The following is a 24108-nucleotide window of genomic DNA, read 5'->3' as shown; positions in this document are numbered from 1 at the left end:
ACGATGAGTACTGATATGAGCCTGCTCGACATCATGAAGTCGGCCGTCGTGATCCCGGTGATCGCGATCGATGATCCGGACCACGCCGTTCCCCTCGCCAAGGCGCTGGTCGCCGGCGGCATCCGCGTGCTCGAGGTGACCCTGCGCACCAGGCACGGCCTGGAGGCGATCCGCGCGATGGCCCAGGTCGAAGGCGCGATCGTCGGCGTCGGCACCCTGACCCAGCCGGAAGAATTCGCCGCTTCGCGCGATGCCGGTGCAGTGTTCGGCGTGTCGCCGGGCCTGACCCCGGCCCTGATCGAGGCAGCGAAGAAGAGCGGCCTGCCGCTGCTGCCGGGCTGCATGACCCCGTCCGAAGTGATGGCGGCGCGCGAAGCCGGCTTCAAGCAGCTGAAGCTGTTCCCGGCGGTGCCGGCGGGCGGCGTCGGCATGCTGAAGGCGATCGGCGGCCCGCTGCCGGACGTGACCTTCTGCCCGACCGGCGGCATCTCGATCGAAACCGCGCCGCAGTTCCTGGCGCTGAAGAACGTGGCCTGCGTGGGCGGCTCCTGGCTGACCCCGGCGGACGCGATGAAGGCCGGCGACTGGGACCTGATCACCGACCTGGCCAAGTCCGCGTCGAGCCTGCGCGCCGCTGCTTAAGGTCCGGTCCGGGTCCGCATGGCGCGCGGGTTGACCCCGGGCGAGATCGCGATGGCGTCGCTGCTGTTCGGCGGCGCCATCGACTACGGCCGCGTGCGGGTCCACGACCGCCGCTACCTGCCGCTGCAGCCGAAGAACTGCGCGATGTCCCCCAACGGCAGCATCTACTTCCACCGTTCCTGCTTCCTGCCCGACTACAGCTTGGGCAATCCCACCGTCATCCACTGGTTCATGCATGAGATGGTGCACGTGTGGCAGCACCAGCTCGGCTACCCGGTCCGCCTGCGCGGCGCGATCCGCCTGGGCCTGTCCTACCACTACGAACTGCGCGATGGCGCCAGCCTGGCCGACTACAATATGGAAGCCCAGGGCGAGCTGCTGGCCGATTATTTCGCACTGAAATTCCTGCAACTGCCGCGCATTGTGCGCCAGCGCAGGCATGCGCATCAGCTGGGGTTGTACGAACATGTGCTGGCCGGATTCCTGTCCAACCCGAGGGACCGCGATAACCTCCCAAAGGGCCGGGCCCGCGCTTTAGCCCGCATTCCGGGCACAGCCCGAAATGACTTCCCGCGTAGGCGGGAACCCAAGTTTGATAAGTAATCCCTAGCCCAGGCAAACCCCACTTGTGCCCAATCAACCCCCAGCCGAGCCCGTCAACGTAGGCTTTCCCGCGTGCGTTCGTTCCCAGGCGAGACCGTCATGCGATTCCCACCCCTTCTCTGCGTGCTGTGTATCCTCGTGCCGGCTGCGGACGCCGCGGCCCGCATCGGCGCGGCCGAGGTGCGTGAGGGCCCGCGCGGCGGTCCGTGCTTCACCATCAGTCCGCGCGAAGACCGCGAAGGAACGCCGGACTTCCACTCCGTCACCGTTTCGGACGGCCAGCGCCCGCTGTGGAAGATGACCATGCCGCCCGAACGCACCTTCCCGCTCCGTTTCTCGATGTGCGTGCCCTACGGCGGGCAGGTCGCGTCCCTGCCGCGCACCAGGGCGGCCACGCTGGAGCCGGGCAAGGTCTATTACCTGCGCATCGAGGCCAGGCCCGGCAAGCTCCGCGGCACCGTCCAGGGCTACGAGGCGCGCTTTTGCCTGGCAAAGCAGCGCGACGGCAGCGCCGCCGTGCACCAGATCTGGGATGGCGAGCGGCCGGGCAAGCGCCTGTTCGGCTGCCTGCCGCCGGAGTAGTGACTAGTCTTCGGTACGTCCGTCCGGGCGGTCGTATTCGTAATGCCTGGCGAGGGGAAAAGGCGGCAGCCAGGATTCGCAGCGGACGGTCCACAGTTCGTAGGTCGGCCTGAACTGGTCCGGCTTGTCCAGCGCCCTCAGGTAGACCTCGATTTCTTACCCGCTTTTCGCGAACACCAAAGAAACGCAGTGCGGGCGGAAATGCCTGCCGCCATAGGCGCGCCTCGCCTTCGATGTCCACCGCCTGTTCCGGGAAGATCGCGGATGCGTGAAAGACGGCGCCGTGATGCTTGCGGCAGTCGAGGCAGTGGCAGAGGCCGACACGGTAGGGGCAGCCGCCGGTGAACTGGTCGACGATGTGTCTCCTGTATCTCGCCCGATCCCTCAGGGGCATCAGGGCTTCCGGACTTCCTCGTAGGTGCTTAAACGGATCTGGAGGAAAGCCAGGATGAGGACGATCGTCATCTCCCAGAAAATATCCAGGTCAATATGGATATGAAAGAGCAATCCCATCAAGCTCCGGCTCATGAAATAGGCCGGCAGGATGAAGTTGGTCAGCTTGATTTTCACCTTCAGCTCGGCAGCGCAAGTAGAGCATTTGACCCGGCCATCGAATGGCGGAGACAGTTGCGTCGCACCCGAGATCGACAGGTCGCTGCAGTGCGGACAGCGATACATGGTATCTCCCTTGGTGGGTTGTCAGGGAACCGGCTCCCATCCGGTTCTCGTCCAGCGCAGCAGCGCCGGCGAGAGCGGCGCCGGCACCTTTTTCATGACGTCGTTTACCAGGGCGCGCAGGGCGTCGATGGCTTGCGGCGACTCTTCACCGACATAAAAAATAACATCCCGCGCGGGCGCCGCAACGATCAGGGTGCCGCCCTGCGCTTCCGCCAGCGGCGCCCAGCTGTCGTGCAAGGCCAGGCGGCTGGATTCGTAGGCGTCGCCGGTGAGGTCGCCGATCTGGCCGTGTTTCGCCACGCGCGCCTGCGTCATCAGGGGCGCGAGGGTCCGGACCAGATTGTCTCGTCCGAGCTGGAGGACCTGCTCCGCGCTCAACCCCAGTTTCTTGAAGTCGTCCTCGTTCAGGGAACGGGTGGTGCGGGGCGAATCCAGCACGGGCATGACCACCAGGCCGCCGCTCAGGGGCCAGCTCCGCACGGTTTTTCCGGTGGCCGCGGCCGACTGCTGCAGGTACGAGCTCGGACGAACGGCAAGGCGCACGTCTTCCTTGCGGGGCAGCGCATTCATATCCTTGATGACTTGCGCGACGCCCTGCACGTAGCGGTCGATCTCGCCCTGGCAGGCTGCGGCATTCGCGCCGCAGAAACCGAAAACCCGGTCCAGATTGGCCTGCAGATCCCCTACCTTCAGGGTCAGCGGGCCTTTGATCGTGACCGCCTGGCCGGCCAGGGGCTGCAGGCGCACTTGCGCGGCGACGTATTCCGTGAAAGCGGCTTCAGCGGCCGGGATTTGCTGTGCAAACGCATTCGCCGTCGCCGCCAGCGCGGCCAGCAGGATCGCGGGTTTCCAGTTTCCGATCATGAGCAGCTCCAGTCGGCCTGCCTCAGCCCCGCCGCGCCGCCTCGATGGCCGCGACATCGATCTTCACCATGCCCATCATCGCTTCGAAGGCCCGCTTGGCCGCCGCCGGGTCCGGGTCGACGATGGCTTCGGACAGCACGCGCGGCGTGATCTGCCACGACAGGCCCCATTTGTCCTTGCACCAGCCGCAGGCGATTTCCTGGCCGCCGTTGCCGACGATGGCATTCCACAGGCGATCGGTTTCTTCCTGGTCTTCGGTGGCGATCTGGAAGGAAAAGGCGTCCGTGTGCGGGTGGCCCGGACCGCCGTTCAGGCCGAGGCAGGGAATGCCGGCCACCGTGAACTCGACCGTCAGCACATTGCCCTGTTTGCCGGCAGGGTAGTCGCCCGGCGCGTGATGGACCGCCGTGACCGCGCTGTCCGGAAAGGTGGCGGCGTAGAACTGCGCCGCTTCCAGTGCATCCTTGTCGAACCACAGGCAAATCGTGTTCTTGCTGATCATCCTCGTCTCCTCAGGGGTGAAAAAATGCCGGCTGGGTAGGGTGCTTCTTGTGTTATTGTTGGCAACAATTCATGGCACGCCAGTCTAGCAGTCTTCTGTCCGGCAAGGCACTGTAAGTTCTTGCAGGCCGGCGTGTTCGAGGTATCACGGTTCCCTTACCTGGAGAGCAGGGTGGCGCAGCAGTTCGGCATGGATGGACATCAGGATTGGCTGCACGGCCTGGCGGAAGCGCGCAGCGAGGCCGCCTTGCTGGACCTGCTGGCAAAGGCGGCCGAGGAACTCGGCTTCGATTACTGCGCGTTCGGCATGCGCTTGCCGCTGCCGTTCTCGAACCCGCGCACCATCATGGTGAACAATTACCCGCAAGCCTGGCAGCTGAGATACCAGTCCGAGCATTACATGAAGGACGATCCCACCGTGGCCCACGGCATGACGTCGACCCGGTCCCTGCTGTGGTCGGAGGCGCTGTTCGCATCCAGCCGCGCGCTGTGGGAAGATGCGCGCGCCCATGGCTTGCAGATCGGCTGGGCCCAGCCGACGCACGACCTCAAGGGTGTCGCCAGCCTGCTGACGCTTGCCCGTTCGGGTGAACCCATCGGGCACGGCGAATACCAGGCGAACTCGCAGAAGATGCACTGGCTGGCCCAGGCGGCGCATGCGGCGCTGTCGAACATCCTGGCCGCCAGGCCGGATGGCGCGGCCTCCATCAGGCTGACCGAGCGCGAGGTCGAGGTGCTGCGCTGGGCCGCGGACGGCAAGACGGCCTCGGAGTCCGCCGAGATCCTGGCGATCTCGGAGCGCACGGTAATCTTCCACATCGATAACGCGCTGCGCAAGCTGGGCGCGGCCAACAAGACGGCGGGTGTGCTGAAGGCGGCGATGCTGCGGCTGATCTGAGCTTCGCCCGCATCCGGTAGAATGGCGGCATTTCTCACCTACCAACAACACCATCATGACTCAGGACGAACTCAAGCAGGCGGTAGCCCGCGCCGCCATCGACTATGTGGTCGACGGCGAAATCATCGGCGTCGGCACCGGCTCGACCGCCAATTACTTCATCGACGAACTCGGCAAGATCAAGCACCGCATCAAGGGCGCGGTCGCGTCTTCGGAAGCCACCGCCGCCCGCCTGCGCAGCCACGGCATCGAAGTGCGTGACCTGAACGAGGTCGACTCGATCTCCGTCTACGTCGACGGCGCCGACGAGATCGACGCCTCCGGCGCCATGATCAAGGGCGGCGGCGCGGCCCTGACGCGCGAGAAGATCGTCGCCTCCGTCTCGAAGAGCTTCGTGTGCATCGCCGACGGCTCCAAGCTGGTCCAGACCCTGGGCAAGTTCCCGCTGCCGGTCGAAGTCGTGCCGATGGCGCGCGCGGCGGTGATGCGCAAGCTGGCGGCCCTCGGCGGCCAGCCGCGCCTGCGCACCAAGGCGGGCAGCGATGAAGCCTTCGTCACCGACAACGGCGGCCACATCATCGACGTGGCCGGCCTGTCGATTACCGATCCGGTGGCGCTGGAAACGGAAATCAACCAGATCGTCGGCGTGATCGCCGTCGGCCTGTTTGCCCAGCGCGGCGCCAACGTCTGCCTGCTGGGCATGGCGGAAGGCGTCAAGACCCTGAGCTTCTGATCCGGAGCGCGGCATGAAGCGTCTGCCATGCATGATCTTCCTTGCCGCGCTGCTGGGCGGCTGCTCGATGTTCCACAAACCGATGCCGCCCGTATCCGCGGCGGCGGCGGTGCCGGCCAGGCCTGCCGGGCCGGTCGACGCGGACGGCACGCCGATCCAGAAGCTGCCGTTCCGCCTGGGCGTCTCGTCGAACACCGTCGAGAAGCTGGCCAGGCAGCAGGCCTGCACGGGCGGGCAGGGCGCGGCCCTGGTCACCGAGCCGGGGCCGGTCGAGGTCTACCGCATGCAATGCGATAACGGCAAGGTGTTCATGGCGCGTTGCGAAATGCGCCAGTGCCGCCAACTGTGAGGCGAGCGGGTTCGCCGCGCCTGGCCTTCGCCATCCAGCTGGCGCTGATCCTGCTGGTTCTGCTGGTGTCGAAGCCAGACAAGGCGGGGGACTTCTTCGAATACGGCTGACGCCGCCGCGCTGACGCTGACGCTGACGCAGCCGCATCGATTCGCGTTTGTGCGGGCGCCGTCGCGCGCTCGGCGCTTTTGTGTGCTTTTCGTTCATCCAATCGTGCGCATGCATGCTTGTGCAGTGCACCATGCTATCGTCTTGACATAACTTTACCAATTCTTACAGTTCATTTGCATTTCGCATGGCTGATTCCCCATAGAATTTCCGCATCGTCTTCAGTGCAAGGTCGGAATATGAAACCAGCAGGTGAACAATCCATCGGGCTCGATACCTGGCGCAAGCATGCCGCCAAGCCCGCTTTCGCCGGGCCTTATGTTGTGCCGCAACCATCGGGATTCGATGCCGTCCGTCCTTTTCCTCCGGCCGTGCAGGCCCCGCTGGTCGCTCCCGCACTGCTGCGGCAAGCCGACAAGATCCTGTTCATCGCCCACCTGGCCATCGGCGACTTCACTTACCTGCAGGCCTGCTTCCAGGCCTTCGCCCAGGCCCATCCCCACCTGAAGATCCACCTGTGGGTCGATGAGCGCCGCCGCACCTCCCGTTCTTCGGAATGGGAGCAGCTCCGCAAGTATGCCTTGTACGACTGGCTGGCCGAATGCTCCTGCATCCACAAGGTCTACGACGAAACCTACAGCCCCCGGCTCTACCGCGAATCGCTGGAAGCGGCGCGCCGGGAAGACTATCCGGTCGTGGTCTCGCTCGCCGTGCTGGAGCGCCACAAGTACGCCAGCTTGGCGCGCAGCATCAGCCCGCAGGGCTTCGTGGTCGGGCAGAAGAAGCGGGTGCGGCCCTACGACCTGCCCAAGCGCCTCGTCTACCGCAAGCTGGATGCCTTCATTCCGGCCTACACGGCGGCTTCCCATGCCGGGCAGCACATCAGCGACATCTACGCCGGCTGGTTCACCCAGCTGTTCGGCATGGAGATCCCGCCGTCCGCGCGCTTCCCGGTGCTCCAGGTGGCGGACAAGTGGATGGCCTATGCGCGCAGGCAGTTCGCGGACTGGGGCTTCATGGGCGTCGACGGCAAGCCGTCCCGCGTGGTTTTCGTCAACGCGTTTTCCAAGTCGGTGGAACGCAGCTGGCCGCTCGAACGGGTCATCGGGCTGATCCGGACCATGCGCTGCGAGGCGGACTGGCGCGACGCCGGCTTCGTCGTCAACGTGGTGCCCGAGGAACTGGGGCGGGCCCGCGAGCTGTTCGCCGCGGCCGGGCTGGAGCGGACCTGGCTGTTCAGTGCGGAAGACAACTTCTTCCAGCTGCCGGCCGTGTTGAGCCTGTGCGAGCTGGTCATCTCGGTGGAAACGGCCGTGATGCACCTGGCGAATGCCGTCCACGTGCCGGTGATCGCCCTGATGCGGCAGAACAATCCGGAATGGGCGCCGATCGACCGGGCCAACAGCACCGTGATCACCGCCCCCCAGCGCGGCGACTGGGTCGACAGGATAGTCGTGCAGGATGTGATGGCGGCGCTCAAGGCTTGAGCTCACCCTGAGCGTTTCGACTTGCGGAAACGACAACGGCGCCAGATCCGGCGCCGTTAATTTTCTTTACTGCGATGCGGACGATCAGGCCGTCGGCGGCACGTAACCGGCCGCCTCATCGGCGCCTTCTCCAAAGAAATGGCGCTCCATCTGGGTCGCCAGGTATTTGCGGGCGCGGGCGTCGGCCATGTTCAGGCGGTTTTCGTTGATCAGCATGGTCTGGTGCTTGAGCCAGCCCTGCCACGCTTCCTTCGACACGCTTTCATAGATCCGCTYGCCCAGTTCGCCCGGGTAGGGCGGGAAGTCCAGGCCTTCGGCTTCCTTGTTCAGTTTGATGCAGTGGACGGTGCGCGCCATGTTCTTGCTCCTGGTTCGAAATTCGAAAGCGACAATTATAAGGTCTTGATGAAAATCTGCGACCGGCGCTGCCAGTTATACATGTGGGCGCGGTCCTTCGGCAGGTCGTCCACGGTGGCCGGCACGAAGCCGCGCTTCTTGAACCAGTGCGCGGTGCGGGTGGTCAGCACGAACAGCCTGGTCAGGCCGGCGGCCCTCGCGCGGTTTTCGATGTTCTTCAGGATGCGTTCGCCGTCGCCCTGGGTCTGGGCGTCCGGGCTCACGGTCAGGCAGGCCATCTCGCCCATCTTCTCGCCGGGGAAGGGGTAGAGCGCGGCGCAGCCGAAGATCACGCCGTCGTGCTCGATGACGGAGAAATGGTCGATCTCGCGTTCGATCAGCTCGCGCGGACGCTTGACCAGGGTGCCGTCGGCTTCCAGCGGCTCGATGAGCTTGATAATTCCACCGACGTCCTCAATTGTGGCCTGGCGCAGGCTCTCCAGGTTCTCGTGGCTGATCATGGTGCCCACGCCGTCGTGGGTGAACAGTTCGAGCAGGGCCGAGCCGTCCAGCTGGAAGGGCACGATGTGGGAGCGGTCGACGCCGCTGTTGCAGGCCTTGATCGCATGCTGCAGGTAGAACGAGGCGTCGTTCGGCAGGAAACCCGCCTGCAGCACGGCTTCGGCCTGGTGCGAGGACAGTTCGCGGATCTCGGCGCCGGCGGCGTCGAGCATCATCGGCGTTTCCGTGATGAAGATGAGCTTTTCGGCATGCAGGGCGATCGCCGCCTGCGAGGCCACGTCTTCCATGGTCAGGTTGAACACCTCGCCGGTCGGCGAGAAGCCGAGCGGCGACAGCAGCACGATATTGTCCTCGGTCTGCAGGATCGGGTGGATCTTCTCGGCCGCGATCTTGCGGGTGACGCCGGTCAGTTCGAAGTCGATGCCGTCGATCACGCCCAGCGGACGCGCGGTCACGAAGTTGCCGGAGACGATGCTGATGTGGGCATTCGACATCGGCGTGTTCGGCAAACCCTGGCTGAAGGCAGCCTCGATGTCCAGGCGCAGTTCGCCGGCCGCTTCCTTCGCGCATTCCATCGCCGCGCCGTCGGTGATGCGCACGCCGTTGTGGAAGCGTCCCTCGACGTTACGCAGGGCGAGCTGCTCGGCGACCTGGGGCCGCGAGCCGTGCACCAGCACGACGCGGATGCCGAGGCCCACCAGCAGGGACAGATCCTGGGCCAGCACGGGCAGGGCGCCGGCGGCGACCAGCTCACCTGGGAAGGCGACGACGAAAGTCTTGCCGCCGAACGCGTGAATATACGGCGCGACCGAGCGCAGCCACTGGACGAATTGGGTAGGGTTTTCCATTTGCCGCATTATAATTGGCTGCGCGACTTGCGCACCAAATACCTTGTAAAAATCAATGTCAGAACAGAGTAACAAGCCTTCGCCGAGCCCGGCGCGCGCCGCTTCCACCGACCGCAATCCAAGCCCGTCCCGCCAGGACGCGGGCGGCGCCGACACGCGCGCGCCGCTGACGAAGACGCCGGACCTGCAGGCCAAGCCGGAACGCGTGCACCGCGAGGCCGGCGAGCGCCGTGGTGGCGATGGCCGCCAAGGTGGGGGCCAGCGAGGTGGACGCGATGGTGCGCTGGCGAATGCGCTCGCGCAGGCGAAAGCGCGTGCGCCCGCAGCGACGCCGCAAGACGGCGAACGTGCGCAGCCACGCAAGGAGCAGCCACGCAAGGAGCCGGGACGCAGCGAGCAGCCGCGCGCCGAACGCAAGCCGCCGATGCGCACGCCGCTGCCCGTCATCACCTTCCCCGAAGACCTGCCGGTCTCCGGCCGCCGCCGCGAGATCGCCGAAGCCCTGCAGAAGCACCAGGTCATCATCGTCTCCGGCGAAACCGGTTCCGGCAAGACGACCCAGCTGCCGAAGATCTGCCTGGAACTGGGCCGCGGCGAGAAGGGCATGATCGGCCACACCCAGCCGCGCCGTATCGCGGCTTCAAGCACCGCCAAGCGCATCGCCCACGAACTGGGCACGCCGCTGGGCGAGCACGTGGGCTACAAGGTGCGCTTCAACGACACCCTGCAGCCTGGCGCCTGGGTCAAGCTGATGACCGACGGTATCCTGCTGGCCGAGACCCAGACCGACCCGCTGCTCAAGGCCTACGACACCATCATCATCGACGAGGCCCACGAACGCAGCCTGAACATCGACTTCCTGCTGGGCTACTTGAAGCAGATCCTGCCGCGCCGCCCGGACCTGAAGGTGATCATCACCTCGGCGACCATCGACGCCGAGCGCTTCGCGCGCCATTTCGGCAGCGAGAGCAAGCCGGTGCCGGTCATCGAAGTCTCCGGCCGCCTGTACAAGGTCGAGGTGCGCTACCGCCCGGTCGACCGCGACCCGGTCACGGCCGGCGCGCCCGCAGAGGGCAGGCAAGATGCGGGCAAGTCGGTGTCGAAGGCCCAGGCCGCGCGCGACAAGCGCGACCTGATCGACGCCGTGGTCGACGGCGTGGATGAGCTCTGCCGCCTGGGACAGGGCGACGTGCTGGTCTTCCTGCCCGGCGAGCGCGAGATCCGCGACTGCGCCGAAGCCTTGCGCAAGCAGCATCCGCCGCACGTCGAGATCCTGCCGCTGTTCGCCCGCCTGTCGGTGGAGGAGCAGGATCGCGTCTTCAAGACCACCAATGCGCGCCGCATCGTGCTGGCGACCAACGTGGCCGAGACCTCGCTGACCGTGCCCGGCATCCGCTACGTGGTCGACTCCGGCCTGGCGCGCGTGAAGCGCTACAGCTACCGCAACAAGGTCGAGCAGCTGCAGGTCGAGCCGATCGCGCAGTCGGCGGCCAACCAGCGCGCCGGCCGCTGCGGCCGCGTTGCCGACGGCGTCTGCATCCGCCTGTATGAAGAACAGGATTTCCTGCAGCGCCCGAAATTCACGGAGCCGGAGATCCTGCGTTCCTCGCTGGCGGCAGTCATCCTGCGCATGAAGTCGCTGCACCTGACGGACGTGGAGACCTTCCCGTTCGTGGAGTCGCCGCAGGGCCGCGCGATCGCCGACGGTTACCAGCTGTTGCAGGAGCTGGGCGCGGTCGACGATGCCAACGAACTCACCCCCATGGGGCGCAAGCTGGCCAAGCTGCCGCTCGACCCGCGCGTGGGCCGCATGATCCTGGCCGCCGTCGACAACAACTGCCTGACCGAGATGCTGATCATCGCGTCGGCGCTGTCGGTGCAGGACCCGCGCGACCGGCCGATGGAATACCAGCAGCAGGCCGACGAGAAGCACAAGAAATTCGCCGACGAGAAGAGCGAGTTCCTCAGCTACGTGAAGATCTGGCGCTGGTTCGAGCAGGCCATCGAGCACAAGAAAACCAACCGCCAGCTGCAGGAAAACTGCCGCGAGAACTTCCTCTCGCAGGTCCGCCTGCGCGAGTGGCGCGACGTGCATTCGCAGCTGCTTACCATCGTCAGGGAGCAGGGCTGGCGCATGAACGAAGCCCCGGCCACCTACGATCAGCTGCACATGGCGCTGCTGACCGGCCTGCTGGGGAACATCGGCTACAAGATGGAAGACGACTCCGGGGCTTACCTCGGTGCGCGCGGCATCAAGTTCCACATCTGGCCCGGTTCCTACCTCGGCAAGAAGGCGGGCAAGTGGGTGATGGCGGCCGAACTGGTCGAGACCACGCGCCTGTACGCGCGCACCCTGGCCCAGATCCAGCCCGAGTGGGTCGAGAAGATCGGCGGCCACCTGCTGAAAAAATCGTGGGGCGAACCGCGCTGGGAGAAGCGCAGCGCCCAGGTGACGGCCAGCGAGCGCGCGACCCTGTACGGCATCGTCGTCTACAGTCAGCGCCGCATCAACTACGCCAACATCAATCCGGCCGAATCGCGCGAGATCCTGATCCGCGACGCGCTGGTGGCGGGCGACTACGACACCCGTGCGCCCTTCTTCGCCCACAACCACAAGCTGATCCGTGAAATCGAGAACCTCGAGCACAAGTCGCGGCGCCTCGACGTGCTGGTCGACGACCAGCTGATCGCGGCCTTCTACGACAAGGAGATCCCGGGCGACATCGTCAACGGCGCCGGCTTCGAGAAGTGGTACAAGGACGCGTCGCGCGACAACCCGAAGCTGCTCTTCCTGAACAAGGAGGAGTTGATGCGCCACGAGGCGGCCGGCGTCACCACCGAGCTGTTCCCGAAGACGATGAACGTCACCGGCATCGAGATGTCGCTGAGCTACCACTTCGAGCCGGGAAGCCCGCGCGACGGCGTCACGCTCACCGTGCCGCTGTTCGCGCTGAACCAGATCCCCTCGGCGCGTCCGGGCTGGCTGGTGCCCGGCATGCTGAAGGAAAAAGTGCAGCTGCTGCTGAAATCCCTGCCGCAGAAGCTGCGCCGCCACTGCGTGCCGCTGCCGGACTACGCGGCCGGCTTCTTCGAGCGCAACCAGGACCCGGTGCGCTTCGGCAGAGGAGATCTCATCGATGCGCTGATCGCCGACATCCACCAGCACACCAGTGCGCGCGTGCTGACCACCGACTTCAAGCTGGAGACCCTGCCGGCCCACCTGTTCATGAACTTCAAGGTGGTCGACGAGCATGGCCGCCAGCTCGACATGGGCCGCAGCCTGGCAACCCTGCAGGCGGAACTGGGCAGCCAGGCGCGCCAGAGCTTCCAGCGCATGGCGGAATCCACGCCGGCGGCCGTGGCCAGCGGCCAGGCGAAGGCGCAGGCGGCGTTCGGCAAGCCCGCTGCGGCATCCGGCTCGGCGTCCGGCACGGCTTCCGCTCCTGCTGCCGCTGCGAATGCGCCGGCGGCGAAAGGCAAGGAAGCGGCAGCGGCAGCGGCACCGGCCAGCACCCCGGCATCGGCCACTACCAACATCACCAGCTGGACCTTCGGCGAGCTGCCGGAACTCCTGGAGATCAACCAGGGCAAGCTGACCCTGATCGGCTTCCCGGCCCTGGTCGACAAGGGCACGCACTGCGACCTGGAAGTCTTCGACGACCCCAACGTGGCCGCGCGCACCCACCGCATCGGCCTGCGCCGCCTGTTCGCGCTGCAGTTCAAGGACCAGCTCAAGTTCGCCGAGAAGAACATCCCCGGCCTGCAGCAGATGGGCATGCAGTTCATGTCGGTCGGTTCGTCCGACGACCTGCGCGAGCAGATCGTCAACAAGGCCATCGACATCGCCTGCCTGCAGGATCCTCTGCCGATTGATGCCGCGTCCTTCAACAAGCGCAAGGACGAGGGCAAGGGCCGCATCGGCCTCCTGATCAACGAGATCGCGCGCCTGGTGGGACAGGTGCTGGCCGAGTTCCACGGCATGCCCAAGCGCCTGCAGAACCTGCCGCAGGCGGTGGCCGCCGACATGCAGGCGCAACTGAAGGAACTGGTGCACAAGCGCTTCATCGCCGACACCGAGTACAGCCAGCTGGCCCACTTCCCGCGCTACCTGAAGGCGATGAACGTGCGCCTCGAAAAGCTGCGCACCAATACGGCGCGCGACGCCCAGCTGATGGCGGAGTGGCAGACGGCGGCGACCCAGTTCCAGCGCACCATCAAGAACCAGCCGCTGAAGAACCTCGATCCGCGCATGACGGACTTCCGCTGGATGCTGGAAGAGCTGCGCGTCTCGCTGTTCGCGCAGGAGCTGAGGACGCCGATGCCGGTGTCCAGCAAGCGCCTGCAGAAGGTGTGGGAGTCGATGCTGCGCTGAGCCGCGCGGCTATGCCGCCGACGCGGATGCCGCGGCCTGCGCCGCCCGCGCCTGGATTTTTCGCACGGTGAACAGCATCGTGACCGGCGCGGCCGCGTGCAGCACGATCAGCCACCACAGGCTCCTGGTGAGCGCATAGCCGATCGCGAAGGCGAAGGAGGCCGCGATCGAGCCGGCGAACTGGCGCGGATTCTTGTAGCCATGCGCCGCGCCGTAGGCGATGGCGGCCAGCGCGAGCGCCACGGGCAGGCCGGTGAACGGCGGTACCACGAGCAGCAGGTAGCCCCGGAACAGGATCTCCCAGGCCGCGGTCATGAGAACGGAGGTGGCCAGGTAGGCCGCGGTCTCGAGCGCCGTGCGCGGCATCACGAAGGGCAGCTGCTGCAGCCGTGCTTCCTGCGCCGCGAGCTGCGCCGGCGTCATCCTGCGCTCCATCCGCTTGCCGGCCAGGTGCAGGGCCAGCAGCACGCCGCAGGCGATGGCGAGGCCCCAGGCCGCGGCGGACGTCCGCGGGAAGGCCAGCCCCAGGTTTGCCGCCGAATGCCCGCCGGTCCACATGACCGCAGCCAGCGCGGCAAGCAGTACCAGCACGAAGCGGGCCTGTTTCCAGTAGGTCCGCAGCGGCGGCAGCGGCGGCTTGCGCGGCGCCGGATGCAGGCTGCGCCACAGGCGTTGAAGAGGGAAGACGAGCAGCAGATACAGCGTCAGAAGCAGGTCGGGCAAGGGAAAAAAGTGGATACTGTTGGCCATGCTGGACAATAGCAGCCGCGGGTGCCCAACAAATCCACGCTTTGTCACAATCATAAGAAAGAATGAGCATGCCAATGTCACGTATCACTTCCGCCGTCTTCGCGGTCTGCCTGTCGATCGGCTGCTGGAACACCGCGGTGGCGGCGCCGGCAGTCGCGTCCGCAGCCGCGCCGCTGTCCATCGGCGACACCTGGACCATCCAGTCCGCCGCGCTCGGCGAGACCCGGCGCATCAATGTTTACGTCCCGGCCGGCATCCCCGCCGGCACGCCGCTGCCGGTGCTGTACATGCCGGACGGCGGCATGCTGGAAGACTTCCTGCACGTGGCCGGCCTGCTGCAGGTCGGCGCCGGCAACGGCACCGTGCGGCCCTTCCTGCTGGTGGGAATCGAAAACACCCAGCGCCGGCGCGACCTCACCGGCCCTACCGAGGTTGCGAAGGACCGCAGCATCGCACCCCAGGTCGGCGGCTCCCAGGCCTACCGCAACTTCATCCGCACCGAGCTGATGCCGGAAGTGGAAAAGCGCTACCGCGTCACGCGGGAGCGGGCGATCGTCGGCGAATCGCTGGCCGGGCTGTTCGTGGTCGAGACCCTGGCATTGGAGCCCGACCTGTTCGACACCTATATCGCCATCGACCCCAGCCTGTGGTGGAACGACCGCCGGCTGGCCCAGCGCCTGCGCACGCAGCCGCCGTCCGGCGCGGTGAAGAAGACCCTCTACATCGCGGCCAGCGCCGACGGCCTGCCCGACATGGATGCCGCGCTGAAGAACAGTCTGGAAAAGGCGCCGGGCCTCGGCTTCAGTTATGAAGCCTGGCCCGGCGAGACGCATGCCACCATCTATCATCCGGCCGCGTTGAAGGCATTCCGGGCGGTGTTCAAGCCGCGCTGATCGCGCACGGCGGCGACATCGCGCGCCAGGCGGCCCAGGAAGCAGCCGTTGAAGACGCCGAACAGGGCGCACACGCCGGCTGCCACCAGCGCATCCTGGCGCGCATGCGGCAGCACCGCCAGCAGCACCGAGGCCGCGTACTTGGTGAAGAAGATCGCCATCATCATGGCCAGCGGTACCCAGCTGCCGCGCACGATCACGCTGCCGGGGACAGAGCCGGGCGCCGTGCGGCTGCGGCCGGATTTCCACACCAGCAGCGCGCTGATTGCCGCCGCGGCGGCCCAGGCGGCGTAGGCCAGGCCGCTCGAGCCGAACTTGCTGCCGACGTCCTGCAGCGACAGCGCCAGCATCACGGCCGGGACGATGAACAGGCTGCGGACTTTCATCTCGCGGTCGCGCAGGGCGGCCGTGCCGCGCCAGACCAGCACGGCCAGGATGGCCCAGACGTAGACGGGGGTGTGGATCAGGATCTGCTGCAGCATGATGGGCTCCTTCGGGTTCGTTGGGTAAAGTGCATCGGGTGAGCACACTTTGCCCTGGTCGTGGAGAAGGCGGGACGGCATGCGACGAATTGCGGCGAACCGGCGCGAAATGCAGCCTGGCGGCGCGAGTTGCAGCGCCTCCGTGGCCTGTCTAGCCGCCGAAACGCTCGCGGAACCAGGCCGCCGTCTCCGGATCCGCCGGAAAGAAGGACTCCAGCCGCAGCTCGTGCACCGTCACGTCGTGCGGCGTGCCGAGCGTGGTGATGGTGGTGAACAGGTTCAGGCGGATGTCGTCGCGGGCGATCTGCAGGGGCAGGAAGGGCAGCGCCCTCCGCTCCAGGTTGGGCAGGTGGCCGGCCGAGGGCATGCCGGGCAGGATGGAGAGTTCCGCCAGCAGGGCGGTCGCTTCGCTGCCCGGGCCGTCGGCCATGGCTTCGCGCTGGATCCACAGCAGGCTGTCGGCGCACACCGCTTCCCAGTTGAGCAGGTGGCGGCGCAGGCCGTCGGGGCTCAGCATCAGGCGCAGCACGTTGACCGAACCGTCGCGCGGGATGACCGCTTCCTCCGGCATGCCGAGCAGCCACTTCATCATGCCGGCGGCGGGCTCGTTGAACATCACCAGGTTCCACAGGCGGTCGACCACCAGCGCCGGAAAGGGGGCCTGCTGGCGCAGCATGAATTCGAGGGCTTGCATCACGCTCGCCAGCTCGGGGTCGGACAGGCTGCGTTCCTGGTAGGCCGGCGCGAAACCGGCGGCCAGCAGCATTGCATTGCGCTGCCGGAGCGGGACGTCGAGCGCGATGCCGAGCTTCAGGATCAGGTCGCGGCTGGGCTGGGAGCGGCCGCTCTCCAGGAAACTCAGGTGGCGCTGCGAGACCCCGCTGTCGGTCGACAGCCGCAGCTGGCTGACGCCGCGCCGGGTGCGCCAGTAGCGCAGCGCGGACGCGAAGTCGCTGAAGTATGTCGACTCCGCCCCGGTGCCGGTGTCTTCGATGTTTGCTGTGGCTGTGCTCATCCTCGCTCCTGTCGGTCGCGCCCAATGTAACCGGGCTCGGAAATGAACTCAAGCAGATCGGTGTTCACCCGCTCGACATGGGTCACGAACATGCCGTGGGCCGCGCCTTCGATCACCCGCAGGCGCACGTCCGGGACCAGGGCGGCGCTGCGGCGCGCGGTCAGGTCGAGCGGCGCCGAGACGTCCCGATCTCCCGCAATGATCAGCACCGGCACGTCGATGGCGCGCAGCTCGTCCACCATGTCGGCGCCCTGGACCGCGGCGTGGCAATCGTGCAGGGCCTGCAGCGAATTATCGAGGGCCATCGCGGCCAGCCAGGCCCTGGTCGTCGCGTTCGCGCCCGGCACGAAAGGCTCGATGTTCTCCTCGATCCACAACGGGTAGTCGCGCAGCAGCTGCCGGCTGCGGAACTGCTCGAGCAGCGCCGGATCGACCCCGCCCGGATTTGAGGGCGAAAGCGTCACGCCCGGCGTCATCGGTCCCAGCAGGGCGATGCGCTCGATGCGCGCGCTGCCGAAGCGGCTCAGGTAGCGCACGATCTCGTTGCAGCCCATCGAGTGGCCGACCAGTACCACGTCGCGCAGGTCGAGGGCGTCGATCACGGCGGCGATGTCGCCGGCCAGGGTGTCGAAAACGTAGCCGCCGCCAGGGTCGCCGGAGCGGCCGTGGCCGCGGCGGTCGAAGGCAATGCAGCGCAGGCCGCGGCGCCGCAGGGCCATCATCTGGTAGCCCCAGGACGTCGAGGGCATGGACCAGCCGCCGACGAAGAGGACGGGCTGGGCCTGCGCTCGGCTGCCGGGCCAGTCGCGGTAGAACAGCTGGACCCCATCCGCGGTGGCGATGGCGTTGGGGCCGGCGACGCGTGCACGGGGGCTCATGGTGGTCTCCTCAGACGGCGTCGAGGAAGCCGGTGACCTTCAGCAGGCGGCCGCGCCCGTCGATGTAGGCGACGTCGCTGCCCCTGGCCACCGGCGCGGCGCCGTCGGCGGCCAGCGTCCACGAGAAGCGCACCACGTTGTCGTGGCCGTCCGGCGCGCCGTGCAGGCTGAAACGCAGGCCGGGGAACTGGCGCTGGGCGGTGGCGATCATGCTGTCGATGCCGTCGATGCCGCTGCCGTGCATCATCGGGTCGGCATAGGTGGCGTCGGCAGCGAACAGCTGGGCGACGCGGGCGCGGCGGGTGATGTCGTCGCGTTCGTTCCAGACGGCGAGGTAGCGGTCGGCGATGATGGTGGCCTGGGTGGCTGCGTGGTTCATGGCGATCTCCTTGTGGCGGGTGGTTGATGGAGACCAGTGTGCCGGGCAGCGTGCCGCGTGGCGATTACCTCCCAGGTAATGGCGGACCCGCATCCGGGGACGGCGGCGGCGGGGCGGCCAGTTGCTGCGCAGGGGCGACGGCGTACACCTTGCCGGCTTCCACGCCGGAGTCCTGGCGGCGCGCGCGCAGGTCGCGGTAGACGGCGGCGCGCATCAGCATCATCGAGACCACCGGCGCCGTCATCAAGAGGAAGGCGGCGATGATCAGTTCGTGCATCACCAGGCGCGATTGCGCGGCCGTGAAGTACAGCATCGACGCCAGCAGCACGGAGCCGGCGCCGAGCGTGATCGTGATCGCCGGCCCGTGGATGCGCTGGTAGAAGGTGCGCAGGCGCAGCAGGCCGAGGGCGCCGATCAGGGTGATGCTGGCGCCCAGGACCAGCAGCAGCGCGGCGCCCGCCAGTGCCCAGGACGGGGGCTGTTCCAGGCCGCTCATTCGATGATCTCCCCGCGCATCAGGAACTTGGCCAGGGCGACGGTCGAGACGAAGCCCAGCAGCGCGATCAGCATCGCCGCTTCGAAGTACACCAGGGAGCCGTAGCGGATGCCGAGCACCAGCGCCAGCAGCATCCCGCACATCCACAAGGTGTCGAGCGCCAGCGCGCGGTCGTGGGCCGAGGGACCGGCCAGCAGGCGCACGGTGCACAGCAGCATGGCCGCCAGCACGCACACGAGCGCATAGCCGACCGCCAGTTCAAACAGGGTCGCCACGGGAAGCCTCCGTTTCAAAGATGTCGATCAGGGGTTGTTCGTAACGGGTCTTGATGGTGGTTATCCACCATTGCGTGTCCTTCAGGTCGAACACGTGCAGCGCGAGTTCGTGGCGCTCGGGCAGGATCTCGACCCAGACCGTACCGGGCGTCATGTTGATCAGGCAGGACAGGGCCGCCAGGCCGTAGGGATCGCGCAGGGTCAGCGGCACCCGGATGAACTGCGAATTGACCCGCGTGTAATCGGCGAACAGGATGATCCGGCACACCGCGAAGCAGGAGCGCACCACTTCCACCGAAGCCATGGCCAGCAGGCGCACCAGGGATCGCCACTGCGCCGCCGTGCGCATGCGCGGGTAGCCGAGTGGCTGCAGCTTGCGGCTCAGGAGCGGCGCGGCGATGCCGATGGCGGCACCCAGCAGCAGGTGGGCCGGATGCACGGTCTGGTTCAGCAGCAGCCACAGGGCGCACAGGGCCAGCGAGACGAGGGGGAAGGGCAGCCAGCGCGTCATTTCGCCTCCGCCGCGGATGCCACCGGCGGCTGGCCCAGCACCCGGGCGATGTAGTCCGCCGGCCGGTGGATGCCTTCGCTGGTGCGGCCCAGGTAGCCGAAGATCGGTCCGGCTTCGACCGTCATGAAGACCGTTAGCCCGAGCAGGAAGACCACCGGCAGGACTTCCGAGCGCTGCAGCCTGGGCGGCGCATCGACCCTGCTGGCCCAGAAGGTGCGTACGCCGAAGCGCATCATCGAGAGCACCGCCACCAGGCCGGCCGCGATGATCAGGGTCATCAGCGCCCAGCCGGCGGCCGGAATGGGGCCGTCCGGTGGATTCAGCAGCGCGTGGAAGAGGCTGAACTTGGCGACGAAGCCGGACAGCGGCGGCAGGCCGGCGATCACCAGCGCGCAGGCGGCGAAGGAGAGCCCCAGGAAGGCCATCGCGGCCGGCACGCCGCGCCCCTCCGGCTCGTCCGGCTTGTCCTCGACCGCCCAGACCTCCATCGTCAATGCCAGCATCGCCGCGCGCGGGGTGCGGATCCGTTCGATCAGTTCGATCAGCAGCAGGAAGGCGGCGATCGCGAGCGTCGAGCCGGCCAGGTAGTACAGCCCGGTCGCCACCAGCGAGGCCTGGCCGTAGCCGATCACCGCCAGCAGCGTCCCGGACGAGACGATGGCGCCATAGCCGGCCAGGCGCCCGGCGCTGTCCGTGGACAGCATGCCGGCGGCGCCGAACACGATGGTGGCCATGCCGCCCCACAGCAGCGCAGGGTAGCCGAAATTCGAGCCGAAGCCGGCCGCCGCGCCTTCGGCTATCGGGAACAGCAGCAGCCAGAGGCGCAGGATGGCGTAGGCGCCGACCTTGGTCATCAGCACCAGCATCGCCGCCACCGGGGGCGAGGCGGCGGCATAGGTGGTCGGCAGCCAGAAGCCGAGCGGCCACATCGCGCTCTTGATCAGGAAGGCCAGCGCCAGCACGGTGGCCCCGAGCTCGAGCAGGCCGCGGTCCGCGGGCGGCATGGCGGCCACGCGGGCGGCCAGGTCGGCCATGTTCAGGGTGCCGGCGGCGGCATAGATCAGCGCTGCGCCGAGCAGGAACAGCAGCGAGGCGGCCAGGTTGACGGCGATGTACTGCATGCTGGCGCGCAGCCGTTCGGCGTTATACCCGTGCAGCACCAGGCCGTAGGACGCCGCCAGCATCACCTCGAAGAACACGAAGAGGTTGAACAGGTCGTGCGTCAGGAAGGCGCCGTTGATCCCCATCAGCAGGAACTGGAACAGCGTATGGAAGTGCGCTCCGATCCGGCCCCAGCGCTGCCTGGCGAAGTGCAGGGCGGCGAGGCCCAGCAACGCGGTGAGCAGCAGCATCAGCGCAGCCAGGCGGTCGGCCACCAGGGCGATCCCGAACGGCGCCGCCCAGTTGGCGGCCAGGTAGACGCCGATGCCGTCCTCCCAGTAGCCGCCGTCGGCCAGCGCGGCCAGCGCCAGCGCCGTCGCCAGCATGCCCAGCACCGAAGCGTAGCCGAGCGCGAACTTGAGCCGGTGCCAGCCCTGGGTCAGCGGCGTCAGCACCGCGCCGCACAGCAGCGGCAGCAGGATCGGCACCAGCAGCAGGTGGTCCAGCGCCTTCATGGCTCGGGCTCCCTGCCGTCGACGTGGTCGGTGCCGGTCAGGCCGCGCGAACCGATCATCACCACCAGGTAGAGCGCGGTGGTGGCGAAGCCGATCACGATCGCGGTCAGCACCAGGGCCTGGGGCAGCGGGTCGGCCAGCGCGGCCGGATCGGGCGCGCTGCCTGCTGGCAGATCGGAAGGAATGAGCGGCGGGCGGTCGATCCACAGCCGGCCCATGACGAAGATGAACAGGTTGACGGCATAGGACATCAGCATCAGCCCGCACAGCACCTGGAAGCTGCGCGGCCGCAGCACCAGCCAGATGCCCGCGCCGAAGACGATGCCGATCGCCAGCGAGATGACGGCTTCCATTACTGGATCTCCTTGGCCGGCGGCAGCGCCGACGGTGCCGCGGCGCGTGCGGCGCCGGGCGGGAGCCGGTGGCTGCGCAGCGACTGGTGGGCCAGCGCCACCAGGATCAGCATGGTCGAGCCGACCACCACCAGGAACACGCCGAGGTCGAACACGAAGGCGCTCGGCACGTGGATCTCGCCCAGCACCGGCAGCGCCAGGTGGGCGGTATGGCTGGTCAGGAAGGGGTAGCCGAGCAGCCAGGCGCCCAGGCCGGTGCCGCAGGCGGTTGCCAGGCCCCAGGCGATCCAGCGGTGCGGACGCAGGCGCAGGTGGGCCTCGACCCATTCGGTGCCGGCCACCATGTACTGCACGATCAGGGCGGTGGCGAAGATCAGGCCGGCGACGAAGCCGCCGCCCGGCAGGTTGTGGCCGCGCATGAAGAAATAGGCGGCGATGGTGCCCATCACCGGCAGCAGCAGCCGCATGTAGACGGCGGGGATCATCAGGTAGCCGCCGGCGGCCTGCAGCGCCGGCGGCTGGCGCACCGCCGGGTCGGCGTCGTTGGCCTGCTGCAGCGGGATCACCACGCTCTCGGGCGCCGGCCGGAAGCGCCGCAGCAGCGCGTACACGGTCAGCGCCACCGCGCCCAGCACGGTGATCTCGCCCATCGTGTCGAAGCCGCGGAAGTCGACCAGCAGCACGTTCACCACGTTGGCCCCGCCGCCTTCCGGCAGCGCGCGCAGCACGTAGAAATCGCTGATGCTGCGGCCGCCGGGGCGGGTCAGCACGAGGTGGCTGATGGCCGCCAGTCCGAGGCCGCCGGCCAGCGCCAGCAGCAGGTCGCGCGCGCGGCGGAACTGGGTGGAGGCCGGCGGCCGCGCCAGCAGGCCGGGCGGGGCCCGGCGCAGCGGCAGCCAGCGCAGGCCGAGCAGGATCAGCACCGTGGTGACGGTTTCCACCATCAGCTGGGTCAGCGCCAGGTCCGGCGCCGACAGCCACAGGAAGCTGATGCTGGTGGCGATGCCGGTGCCGCCGACCATGATCAGTGCCGCCAGCCGGTGGTACTTGGCCTTCCAGGCCGCCGCCACCGCGCAGGCGGCGCCGATCAGCCACAGCAGCGAGAAGCGCGGGTCGAAGTCGCCCAGGTCCGGCGGGTTCCAGGCCGGCAGCGGCCGGGCCAGCAGCAGCGGCGCGGCCACCAGCATGAACACGATGACCCGGAACTGCGGCTGCAGGCGGCGGGTGGCGGTCCAGCGGATCAGCCAGGCGGCCGCAAGGCTGAGCCACTGCATGATGTTCTCGTAGGCCTGGGCGCCCTTCAGGTGGTGCAGCACCGGCACGTCGGTGCGCTGGCGCAGATTGGCGCGGCGGCGCAGGAAGACGTAGAACACGCAGCCCCCGGCCAGCGCGACAAAGCTCATCAGCAGCGGCAGGTTGAAGCCGTGCCAGATGGCGAGGTCGTATTCCGGCATGTTCGGCCCCAGCACCGCGCGGGTGGCCACCGCCAGCACCGCGCCGACCGTGCGCGCCGGCAGCACGCCGACGGCGATGCACAGCAGGACCAGGCACTCGACCGGGAAACGCATCCAGCGCGGCGGCTCGTGGATCTGGTGGGCCGGGCGGTTCGGGATGTCATGCGCGAGCGGGCCGAAGAACACGCCGATGAAACGCAGCGAGTAGGCGACGCTGAAGATCCCCATCAGGGTGGCCGCCACCGCCATCGACCAGTCCTCGGTGCCGCCGGCCAGCGCCGCCTCGGCAAAGAACATCTCCTTCGACAGGAAGCCGTTCAGCAGCGGCACCCCGGCCATGGCGGCGCTGGCGACCACGGCCAGCGCCGCGGTGAACGGCATGACCTTCCCGAGCCCGCGCAGGATGCGCATGTCGCGGGTGCCGGTCTCGTGGTCGATGATGCCGACCGCCATGAACAGCGACGCCTTGAACACCGCATGGTTCATGGTGTGGAAGATCGCCGCCACCACCGACAGCTGGGTGCCGATGCCCAGCAGGACGGTGATCAGGCCCAGGTGGCTGATGGTCGAATACGCCAGCAGGCCTTTCATGTCGTGCTGGAAGATGGCGTAGAAGGCCCCCAGCAGCAGGGTGCAGACGCCGGCGCCGCCGACGATCCAGGTCCATTCCTGGGTGCCCGAGAGCACCGGCCACAGGCGCATCAGCAGGAACACGCCGGCCTTGACCATGGTCGCGGAATGCAGGTAGGCCGAGACCGGGGTCGGCGCGGCCATCGCGTGCGGCAGCCAGAAGTGGAAGGGGAACTGCGCGCTCTTGGTCAGCGCGCCGAGCGCGATCAGCACCAGCGCGGTCGGGTAGAGACGGTGGGCCTGGATCCGGTCGGCCGCCTTCAGCACCGCATCGAGCTCGTAGCTGCCGGCCATGTGGCCGAGCGTCAGCATGCCGGCCAGCAGGCACAGCCCGCCCGCCGTGGTCACGGTAAAGGCCATGCGGGCGCCGCGCCGCGCATCGTTACGCTGGTGCCAGTAGCCGATCAGGAGGAAGGACGTGAGGCTGGTCAGCTCCCAGAACACGACCAGCTGGATGATATTGCCGGACAAGACCACGCCCAGCATCGAGCCCATGAAGGCCAGCATGTAGGCGAAGAAGCGGCCCAGCGGATCGCTGCGCGACATGTAGTAGCGCGCATAGACCAGCACCAGCAGGCCCACGCCCAGCACGATCACGCTGAACAGCCAGGCCAGCCCGTCCATCCGCCAGACGAGGTCGAGGCCGGCCTCGGGCAGCCAGGCGGCGCGCGCACGCAGGACCTCGCCGGTGCGGACTTGCCCGAACCGTGAAACGGCCAGCAGCAGCGCGGCCAGGGTCGCCAGCCCGGCCACCGCCGCCGGGCGCGTGCGCGAGCCTTCCGGCATGCACACGGCCACGAAGGCGCCGATGAACGGAAGCAGGACCAGGAGGGACAGCGGCCACATCGGCATC

At 67.6% G+C, this 24108-nt stretch carries 25 protein-coding genes and 1 pseudogene; 9 read left to right on the top strand and 17 right to left on the bottom strand.

Annotated elements, in window-relative coordinates:
* The first annotated feature begins 15 nt into the window (after positions 1 to 15).
* The 3 genes from eda to AC1DIX_RS06695 all read left to right on the top strand — a co-directional run bounded on the left by eda (position 16) and on the right by AC1DIX_RS06695 (position 1827).
* A complete protein-coding gene (eda, locus tag AC1DIX_RS06705; protein WP_477323201.1) occupies positions 16 to 642 on the top strand; it encodes a bifunctional 4-hydroxy-2-oxoglutarate aldolase/2-dehydro-3-deoxy-phosphogluconate aldolase in 627 nt (208 codons plus the stop codon).
* An 18-nt stretch (positions 643 to 660) separates the two neighbouring features.
* On the top strand, positions 661 to 1245 hold the full coding sequence (locus tag AC1DIX_RS06700; RefSeq protein WP_477323006.1) for a Rhs element Vgr protein: 585 nt from the start codon (positions 661 to 663) through the stop codon (positions 1243 to 1245).
* A gap of 99 nt (positions 1246 to 1344) precedes the next feature.
* Positions 1345 to 1827, top strand: coding sequence for a hypothetical protein (locus AC1DIX_RS06695; protein WP_477323004.1), 483 nt, complete (start codon positions 1345 to 1347; stop codon positions 1825 to 1827).
* A gap of 265 nt (positions 1828 to 2092) precedes the next feature.
* Here the strand turns inward: AC1DIX_RS06695 and AC1DIX_RS06690 are convergent.
* The 4 genes and pseudogenes from AC1DIX_RS06690 to AC1DIX_RS06675 form a co-directional block, all read right to left on the bottom strand.
* Positions 2093 to 2221, bottom strand: a pseudogene (locus AC1DIX_RS06690) (hypothetical protein); the annotation flags it as partial.
* Positions 2221 to 2505: a hypothetical protein gene (locus AC1DIX_RS06685; protein WP_477323002.1), complete on the bottom strand. Its 285-nt coding sequence runs from the start codon at positions 2503 to 2505 to the stop codon at positions 2221 to 2223. The pseudogene AC1DIX_RS06690 and the gene AC1DIX_RS06685, both read right to left, overlap by 1 nt.
* A gap of 21 nt (positions 2506 to 2526) precedes the next feature.
* Positions 2527 to 3369 (bottom strand): DUF1444 domain-containing protein, encoded by an 843-nt coding sequence (locus tag AC1DIX_RS06680; protein ID WP_477323000.1) that lies wholly within the window; start codon positions 3367 to 3369, stop codon positions 2527 to 2529.
* A gap of 22 nt (positions 3370 to 3391) precedes the next feature.
* A complete protein-coding gene (locus tag AC1DIX_RS06675; protein WP_442122444.1) occupies positions 3392 to 3871 on the bottom strand; it encodes a VOC family protein in 480 nt (159 codons plus the stop codon).
* A gap of 132 nt (positions 3872 to 4003) precedes the next feature.
* Here AC1DIX_RS06675 and AC1DIX_RS06670 point away from each other — a divergent pair, with 132 nt between their 5' ends.
* The 4 genes from AC1DIX_RS06670 to AC1DIX_RS06655 all read left to right on the top strand — a co-directional run bounded on the left by AC1DIX_RS06670 (position 4004) and on the right by AC1DIX_RS06655 (position 7445).
* On the top strand, positions 4004 to 4768 hold the full coding sequence (locus AC1DIX_RS06670; RefSeq protein WP_477322998.1) for an autoinducer binding domain-containing protein: 765 nt from the start codon (positions 4004 to 4006) through the stop codon (positions 4766 to 4768).
* A gap of 55 nt (positions 4769 to 4823) precedes the next feature.
* Positions 4824 to 5501 (top strand): ribose-5-phosphate isomerase RpiA, encoded by a 678-nt coding sequence (rpiA, locus tag AC1DIX_RS06665; protein WP_477322996.1) that lies wholly within the window; start codon positions 4824 to 4826, stop codon positions 5499 to 5501.
* A gap of 13 nt (positions 5502 to 5514) precedes the next feature.
* Entirely contained in the window at positions 5515 to 5850 is a 336-nt protein-coding gene (locus AC1DIX_RS06660) for a hypothetical protein (RefSeq protein WP_442122447.1), read from the top strand.
* Positions 5851 to 6197: 347 nt separating this feature from the next.
* Positions 6198 to 7445 carry a glycosyltransferase family 9 protein gene (locus AC1DIX_RS06655; protein ID WP_477322994.1) on the top strand — a complete coding sequence of 416 codons (1248 nt, stop codon included), beginning with the start codon at positions 6198 to 6200 and terminating at the stop codon, positions 7443 to 7445.
* Between the two features lie 84 nt (positions 7446 to 7529).
* Here the strand turns inward: AC1DIX_RS06655 and AC1DIX_RS06650 are convergent, their stop codons facing one another.
* Together AC1DIX_RS06650 and argA are read right to left on the bottom strand one after the other, a co-directional pair.
* On the bottom strand, positions 7530 to 7802 hold the full coding sequence (locus AC1DIX_RS06650; protein WP_477322992.1) for an oxidative damage protection protein: 273 nt from the start codon (positions 7800 to 7802) through the stop codon (positions 7530 to 7532).
* Between the two features lie 35 nt (positions 7803 to 7837).
* The gene (gene argA / locus AC1DIX_RS06645; protein WP_442122450.1) at positions 7838 to 9160 is read right to left on the bottom strand and encodes an amino-acid N-acetyltransferase; all 1323 of its coding nucleotides are present in this window, start codon (positions 9158 to 9160) and stop codon (positions 7838 to 7840) included.
* A 46-nt stretch (positions 9161 to 9206) separates the two neighbouring features.
* Between argA and hrpA the strand changes: the two genes are divergently transcribed.
* The gene (gene hrpA / locus AC1DIX_RS06640) at positions 9207 to 13523 is read left to right on the top strand and encodes an ATP-dependent RNA helicase HrpA (protein WP_477322990.1); all 4317 of its coding nucleotides are present in this window, start codon (positions 9207 to 9209) and stop codon (positions 13521 to 13523) included.
* 9 nt (positions 13524 to 13532) lie between these two features.
* Here hrpA and AC1DIX_RS06635 read toward each other — a convergent pair whose 3' ends face one another.
* A complete protein-coding gene (locus tag AC1DIX_RS06635; protein WP_442122452.1) occupies positions 13533 to 14246 on the bottom strand; it encodes a CPBP family intramembrane glutamic endopeptidase in 714 nt (237 codons plus the stop codon).
* 101 nt (positions 14247 to 14347) lie between these two features.
* On the opposite strand from AC1DIX_RS06635, the gene AC1DIX_RS06630 reads away from it, so the two are divergent.
* A complete protein-coding gene (locus AC1DIX_RS06630; protein ID WP_477322988.1) occupies positions 14348 to 15166 on the top strand; it encodes an alpha/beta hydrolase in 819 nt (272 codons plus the stop codon).
* On the opposite strand, the gene AC1DIX_RS06625 is transcribed toward AC1DIX_RS06630, so the two are convergent.
* From AC1DIX_RS06625 to AC1DIX_RS06580, 10 genes are all read right to left on the bottom strand, one after another.
* The gene (locus AC1DIX_RS06625; RefSeq protein WP_477322986.1) at positions 15118 to 15648 is read right to left on the bottom strand and encodes a DUF6622 family protein; all 531 of its coding nucleotides are present in this window, start codon (positions 15646 to 15648) and stop codon (positions 15118 to 15120) included. The genes AC1DIX_RS06630 and AC1DIX_RS06625 overlap by 49 nt on opposite strands.
* A gap of 151 nt (positions 15649 to 15799) precedes the next feature.
* The gene (locus AC1DIX_RS06620) at positions 15800 to 16663 is read right to left on the bottom strand and encodes a helix-turn-helix domain-containing protein (protein WP_477322984.1); all 864 of its coding nucleotides are present in this window, start codon (positions 16661 to 16663) and stop codon (positions 15800 to 15802) included.
* The gene (locus tag AC1DIX_RS06615; protein WP_477322982.1) at positions 16660 to 17541 is read right to left on the bottom strand and encodes an alpha/beta fold hydrolase; all 882 of its coding nucleotides are present in this window, start codon (positions 17539 to 17541) and stop codon (positions 16660 to 16662) included. Before AC1DIX_RS06615 ends, AC1DIX_RS06620 begins: the two co-directional genes overlap by 4 nt.
* 10 nt (positions 17542 to 17551) lie before the next feature.
* The gene (locus AC1DIX_RS06610; RefSeq protein ID WP_442122458.1) at positions 17552 to 17920 is read right to left on the bottom strand and encodes a nuclear transport factor 2 family protein; all 369 of its coding nucleotides are present in this window, start codon (positions 17918 to 17920) and stop codon (positions 17552 to 17554) included.
* Positions 17921 to 17984: 64 nt separating this feature from the next.
* Positions 17985 to 18416 carry a monovalent cation/H(+) antiporter subunit G gene (gene mnhG / locus AC1DIX_RS06605; RefSeq protein WP_442122459.1) on the bottom strand — a complete coding sequence of 144 codons (432 nt, stop codon included), beginning with the start codon at positions 18414 to 18416 and terminating at the stop codon, positions 17985 to 17987.
* The gene (locus AC1DIX_RS06600; protein WP_477322980.1) at positions 18413 to 18691 is read right to left on the bottom strand and encodes a K+/H+ antiporter subunit F; all 279 of its coding nucleotides are present in this window, start codon (positions 18689 to 18691) and stop codon (positions 18413 to 18415) included. Before AC1DIX_RS06600 ends, mnhG begins: the two co-directional genes overlap by 4 nt.
* Entirely contained in the window at positions 18675 to 19202 is a 528-nt protein-coding gene (locus tag AC1DIX_RS06595) for a Na+/H+ antiporter subunit E (RefSeq protein ID WP_477322977.1), read from the bottom strand. Before AC1DIX_RS06595 ends, AC1DIX_RS06600 begins: the two co-directional genes overlap by 17 nt.
* Positions 19199 to 20818 carry a monovalent cation/H+ antiporter subunit D gene (locus AC1DIX_RS06590; RefSeq protein WP_477322973.1) on the bottom strand — a complete coding sequence of 540 codons (1620 nt, stop codon included), beginning with the start codon at positions 20816 to 20818 and terminating at the stop codon, positions 19199 to 19201. Before AC1DIX_RS06590 ends, AC1DIX_RS06595 begins: the two co-directional genes overlap by 4 nt.
* Positions 20815 to 21171 carry a Na+/H+ antiporter subunit C gene (locus AC1DIX_RS06585; RefSeq protein WP_442122463.1) on the bottom strand — a complete coding sequence of 119 codons (357 nt, stop codon included), beginning with the start codon at positions 21169 to 21171 and terminating at the stop codon, positions 20815 to 20817. Before AC1DIX_RS06585 ends, AC1DIX_RS06590 begins: the two co-directional genes overlap by 4 nt.
* Positions 21171 to 24107, bottom strand: coding sequence for a monovalent cation/H+ antiporter subunit A (locus AC1DIX_RS06580; protein WP_477322969.1), 2937 nt, complete (start codon positions 24105 to 24107; stop codon positions 21171 to 21173). Before AC1DIX_RS06580 ends, AC1DIX_RS06585 begins: the two co-directional genes overlap by 1 nt.
* Position 24108 lies beyond the last annotated feature (1 nt).

It is taken from the genome of Massilia sp. 05N420, assembly GCF_056397205.1.
This window is presented reverse-complemented; position numbering and strand designations above follow the sequence as displayed.

Bases quoted from the DNA above. Each gene is read 5' to 3' on its own strand.
- AC1DIX_RS06625 (WP_477322986.1), bottom strand. From the start codon at position 15,648: ATGCTGCAGCAGATCCTGATCCACACCCCCGTCTACGTCTGGGCCATC.
- mnhG (WP_442122459.1), bottom strand. From the start codon at position 18,416: ATGAGCGGCCTGGAACAGCCCCCGTCCTGGGCACTGGCGGGCGCCGCG.
- hrpA (WP_477322990.1), top strand. From the start codon at position 9,207: ATGTCAGAACAGAGTAACAAGCCTTCGCCGAGCCCGGCGCGCGCCGCT.
- AC1DIX_RS06700 (WP_477323006.1), top strand. From the start codon at position 661: ATGGCGCGCGGGTTGACCCCGGGCGAGATCGCGATGGCGTCGCTGCTG.
- AC1DIX_RS06580 (WP_477322969.1), bottom strand. From the start codon at position 24,107: ATGCCGATGTGGCCGCTGTCCCTCCTGGTCCTGCTTCCGTTCATCGGC.
- AC1DIX_RS06590 (WP_477322973.1), bottom strand. From the start codon at position 20,818: ATGAAGGCGCTGGACCACCTGCTGCTGGTGCCGATCCTGCTGCCGCTG.
- AC1DIX_RS06655 (WP_477322994.1), top strand. From the start codon at position 6,198: ATGAAACCAGCAGGTGAACAATCCATCGGGCTCGATACCTGGCGCAAG.
- AC1DIX_RS06680 (WP_477323000.1), bottom strand. From the start codon at position 3,369: ATGATCGGAAACTGGAAACCCGCGATCCTGCTGGCCGCGCTGGCGGCG.
- argA (WP_442122450.1), bottom strand. From the start codon at position 9,160: ATGCGGCAAATGGAAAACCCTACCCAATTCGTCCAGTGGCTGCGCTCG.
- AC1DIX_RS06685 (WP_477323002.1), bottom strand. From the start codon at position 2,505: ATGTATCGCTGTCCGCACTGCAGCGACCTGTCGATCTCGGGTGCGACG.
- AC1DIX_RS06660 (WP_442122447.1), top strand. From the start codon at position 5,515: ATGAAGCGTCTGCCATGCATGATCTTCCTTGCCGCGCTGCTGGGCGGC.
- AC1DIX_RS06695 (WP_477323004.1), top strand. From the start codon at position 1,345: ATGCGATTCCCACCCCTTCTCTGCGTGCTGTGTATCCTCGTGCCGGCT.
- AC1DIX_RS06620 (WP_477322984.1), bottom strand. From the start codon at position 16,663: ATGAGCACAGCCACAGCAAACATCGAAGACACCGGCACCGGGGCGGAG.
- rpiA (WP_477322996.1), top strand. From the start codon at position 4,824: ATGACTCAGGACGAACTCAAGCAGGCGGTAGCCCGCGCCGCCATCGAC.
- AC1DIX_RS06595 (WP_477322977.1), bottom strand. From the start codon at position 19,202: ATGACGCGCTGGCTGCCCTTCCCCCTCGTCTCGCTGGCCCTGTGCGCC.
- AC1DIX_RS06585 (WP_442122463.1), bottom strand. From the start codon at position 21,171: ATGGAAGCCGTCATCTCGCTGGCGATCGGCATCGTCTTCGGCGCGGGC.
- AC1DIX_RS06630 (WP_477322988.1), top strand. From the start codon at position 14,348: ATGTCACGTATCACTTCCGCCGTCTTCGCGGTCTGCCTGTCGATCGGC.
- AC1DIX_RS06610 (WP_442122458.1), bottom strand. From the start codon at position 17,920: ATGAACCACGCAGCCACCCAGGCCACCATCATCGCCGACCGCTACCTC.
- AC1DIX_RS06615 (WP_477322982.1), bottom strand. From the start codon at position 17,541: ATGAGCCCCCGTGCACGCGTCGCCGGCCCCAACGCCATCGCCACCGCG.
- eda (WP_477323201.1), top strand. From the start codon at position 16: ATGAGCCTGCTCGACATCATGAAGTCGGCCGTCGTGATCCCGGTGATC.
- AC1DIX_RS06675 (WP_442122444.1), bottom strand. From the start codon at position 3,871: ATGATCAGCAAGAACACGATTTGCCTGTGGTTCGACAAGGATGCACTG.